General features: G+C 60.4%; 3 protein-coding genes. 1 reads left to right on the top strand and 2 read right to left on the bottom strand.

The window, feature by feature from the left end; all coding sequences use genetic code 11:
- A partial coding sequence (locus EOA28_RS27895; protein ID WP_128315490.1) for a mechanosensitive ion channel family protein occupies positions 1-1,767 on the top strand: 1,767 nt, incomplete at its 5' end.
- A gap of 102 nt (positions 1,768-1,869) precedes the next feature.
- Here the strand turns inward: EOA28_RS27895 and EOA28_RS27890 are convergent.
- Positions 1,870-2,937, bottom strand: coding sequence for a cyclic nucleotide-gated potassium channel (locus EOA28_RS27890; protein WP_126081333.1), 1,068 nt, complete (start codon positions 2,935-2,937; stop codon positions 1,870-1,872).
- Positions 2,938-3,003: 66 nt separating this feature from the next.
- Positions 3,004-3,874: adenylate/guanylate cyclase domain-containing protein (locus EOA28_RS27885; RefSeq protein ID WP_148670891.1), on the bottom strand; the 871-nt coding region annotated here is incomplete at its 5' end.

The following is a 3,874-nucleotide window of genomic DNA, read 5'->3' as shown; positions in this document are numbered from 1 at the left end:
GCGTACAAGCTCACCCGCCCGTTCCGTTTGTGGATCATCGCGCAATCGAAGGATACGCCCATTGGGCGGGCCAGGAAGATTGGCGGCCGCACGCTTTATTCCAGCCTGCTGATCGTCTCGTTCGCGCTGGGCAGCGCCGGCGCGTTCATGTTGTTTGACTGGCCAATGCTTATCCGCGAGATCGTGCTGACCTTTCTGATGGCTGCGGTCGCCACAGCGGCTGTGCGCATGTATCTCGCAGCCCTGCTCGTCCCTTCCTTCATGCAGGTCGAGAACGCCGTCGAGGTTCGTGCTTTGCCGGTGACCAACGAAACGGCCGACCATTGGTTCTATTGGGTACCCAGGATCTTCGGCATCTTCGCCTTCTTCGCCGCCGCGTTCATCCTCTTGCCGGGTCTCGGCATTGATCAGGACGGAATGCTGGTGCTGTCGGTAGGTGCCGATTTCGTGCTGCTGCTGCTCTTTCTGATTGCCGTTTGGCGTCGGCCAAGAACACAGCGGAACGATGGGCACGGTCACACGGCAGCGACATGGTTTTTGACTGCTTACTTCGTCGTCCTGTTCCTGCTGCGCATCGCCGGCCTTCCCATATTGTTCTGGTTTACCTTCGCCGCATTCTTCCTGCCTTTCGCAATCGTCCTGACGCAGCGCGGGGTCAATTTCGTCCTGCGGCCGGGTTCGGAAGATGCCGGCCGGCCTACGATCCCGGCGGTCATGATCGCTGTCATCGATCGCGCAGTCCGGATGATCTTGATCCTGGCGGCGGCTTACCTTCTTGCGAGTGCCTGGGGTTTGGACATGCAATCGATGCAGGACAGCAACACGACGACCACTCTCATATTGCGCGGCTTGATCAATGTCATTGTCATTGCGCTTGCCGCCGATTTCGGCTGGTCGATCATCAAGGCATTGATCGAGAGAAAGCTGGGCATCGAAGCGCACGCGGTAATCAGCGACGAGGAGATGCCGGTCGTCGATCCGCAGCAGGCGCGGCTGCGCACGCTCTTGCCCATCATCCAAAACATTCTACTGGCAGTGATCGTCGTCATGGCGGTGCTGATGATGCTCGCCTCGGTCGGTATCCAGATCGGCCCCCTGATCGCCGGCGCCGGCGTCGTTGGCGTCGCTGTGGGTTTTGGCGCCCAAACCCTCGTCAAGGACGTGATCTCGGGCGTGTTCTATCTGCTCGACGATGCATTTCGTGTCGGCGAATACATTTCATCGGGTAGCTACAGGGGTACGGTGGAGAGCTTTTCGTTGCGCTCCGTAAAGCTGCGTCACCATCGTGGCCCGCTGTTCACGATCCCGTTCGGTGAACTCGGAGCCGTCCAGAACCAGAGCCGTGACTGGGTTACCGACAAATTCAACATCACCGTCGGCTATGACACCGACATCGAGTTCGCTCGCAAGCTGATCAAGCGGATAGGCCTGGAACTGGCGGAAGATCCAGAATTCAAGAACTGGGTGATCGAACCGATCAAGATGCAGGGCGTACAGGAGTTCGGTGAGTATGGCATCGTATTGAGGGTCAAGGTCACAACCAGACCGGGAGGTGCCTTCGCTATGAAGGGGAGATTCTTTTTACGCCTCCGCCAGGCCTTCAAGGAGCAGGGCATCGAACTGCCATTCCCGACCGTTCACGTCGAGGGGCTGCAGAGCCCACATGGGGCAGAGAATGCGCCGTTGCAGATCACACCCGAGTTGAAACTGGCCGTCGCGCAGTCGCACACCAACCGGCGTAGGAAAAAAGCCGGCACAACGGAGTAGGAAAGCTATGATACCTAATGCCGGCGATCGATGATATCGTCGGCTACCTCAATTGTGGAGCCGGGGGGTGGACACGTCCCGCAGTTGCACTTCTTAGTGCGGTCAAGCCATCGGCGCCGCGCCGCGCCGCTCGAGCGCGGTCTTGCGGATGATTTCCGCGATCTCCGGGCTGCTGCTGCACAGCATCTGGAAATCCGACGAGTGCAGCGATAGCAGTGAGACCGCCGTTGCGGCGCTGACGGTCGCCATGCGCGGTTCGCCGCTGATCAGCGCCATCTCGCCGAAGAAGGCGCCAGGGCCAAGCTCCACCGGATTTGGCGTCGCGACGCTGACGCGCCCCTCCACGACGAAGAACATCTGGTCACCGATCTCGCCATTGCGGCAGATCACGGCGCCCGCCGGCACGGTGCGAGGTCTTAACGCGCGCACGATCTCGACCAGCACGGCCGGTCCGAGCTTCTGAAACAACGGCACGGCGGCGACCAGTTGCCAATTACGGACAAAGTCCCCGCGACGGACTTCCTGATAGAAGCCGGTGGCAAGAATGCCGGCCCAGAGGGCGAAGATGCCGATGCCACTCATCATGACGGCCCCGGACAGGACGCGGCCGGCGAAGCTTTGCGGAATAGCGTCACCATAGCCGGTGGTAGACAGCGTGACCACCGCCCACCACATTGCCTGGGGGATGCTGCCGAACTTTTCCGGCTGGATGCCGCGCTCGATGACATAGCCCGCGAGCGCGACGCCGAACAGAACGACGCCGAAGAGCGTGGTGACGCCGATCAGATTGCGCGCTTCGTTGGCCAGGACTCTGCCCAGCACTGGGAAGAAAGTCGAGTCGCGCAGCGGTTTCAGGAGCCAGACAGCACAGTAGAGGCTCCGGTCGGGCGTGCCAACGAGCAGAAATGCGGCGAGTGGAACCAAGACCGCGAGTACATCGATGGCGATTGCCGGCGTCCTGTCCCGAACGCCTCCCGCCTCACGCTTAAGCAGCGTCGCGGCCATTTGCAGGAGATAGGCGCCCCAAATGGCAGCGAGTACTGCAGCCAGAGCCAGCCTGCTTCGTCCGGACATGTCCGGTATCGTGAGCCCAGCCACCGCCAAAAGCCCAGGCGCAGCCAGCACCGCGTTGAGCGGCGCGTAAATTCTTAAGAAAGGCAGTACCGACATTTTCTATGCCCGCGAGTGGCTGCTGCCCTCCAAAATAGGATGCCTTTGAGGCAAGCGTAAAGGTGCCTAGAGCCGCCACATTCGCACGCGACCTGTGCCACGCAATTCCGTTTCCCCAAGCGGCTCGCAAGCAAAATCGGGTGTGAGCAATTGGTGGGTTGCATCCGAAATACGGATTTCATCGGGCTCAGCGGCCTTTTGGATGCGTGCGGCGAGATTGACGGTGTCGCCCCACAGGTCATAGACAAACCGTCTTTTGCCTATGACGCCCGCCACGATCGGTCCGGAGTGAATTCCAATCCTGAGGCTTAGCGGTTCGCCTGCGAAGCGCTCGCGCCTGGCTGCCGCCCGTAGCTCGAGCGCATAATGCGCCAAGGCTTGCGCATGATCGGATCGCGCGGTGGGCAGGCCAGAGACCGCCATTACGCAATCGCCGATGGTCTTAATCTTTTCGCATCCATATTCTTCCGAGAGCATATCCGCCGACTTGAAGAAGTAATTCAGAATAGCGAGCGTGGGCGCGGCTCCGACGCTCCGCGCCTTTTCCGTAAAACCTACGATGTCGGCGAAGAGCACACTGACTTCCGCATGGTTGTCCGCAATCTGCTCATCCGCTTTCAGCCGCTCCGCGATCGACGCTGGAAGAATGTTGAGGAGCAGGGATTCGGCGCGCCGGTATTCGCGCGACAAGCCCTCCTGGCTCTCCCTTAACGCCTCGTTCGTCGATTGCAGCTTGGCATTGAGCTGGCGCTCCCTCTCCTGCAGGAGGGTCATTTCATAAGCCTTCTGCTGAAGCCGCTGCTGGTGGTCGCGTTCGGGCGTGGCGTCGAGAAACACCAGCCACACCGAGCTGCTGTCACCAAAGAGATGAAGGTCGGCGACGTGGCCGCCGGGCAGTTCCATCATCGGCATATGGAATGGAAGCTCCGGGCAAGGC

The organism is Mesorhizobium sp. M2A.F.Ca.ET.067.02.1.1, from assembly GCF_004023285.1.
In the GTDB taxonomy this organism is placed as follows: Bacteria; Pseudomonadota; Alphaproteobacteria; order Rhizobiales; family Rhizobiaceae; genus Mesorhizobium.
The sequence above is the reverse complement of the archived record's forward strand: the minus strand, read 5'-3'. Positions and strand labels throughout refer to the sequence as shown.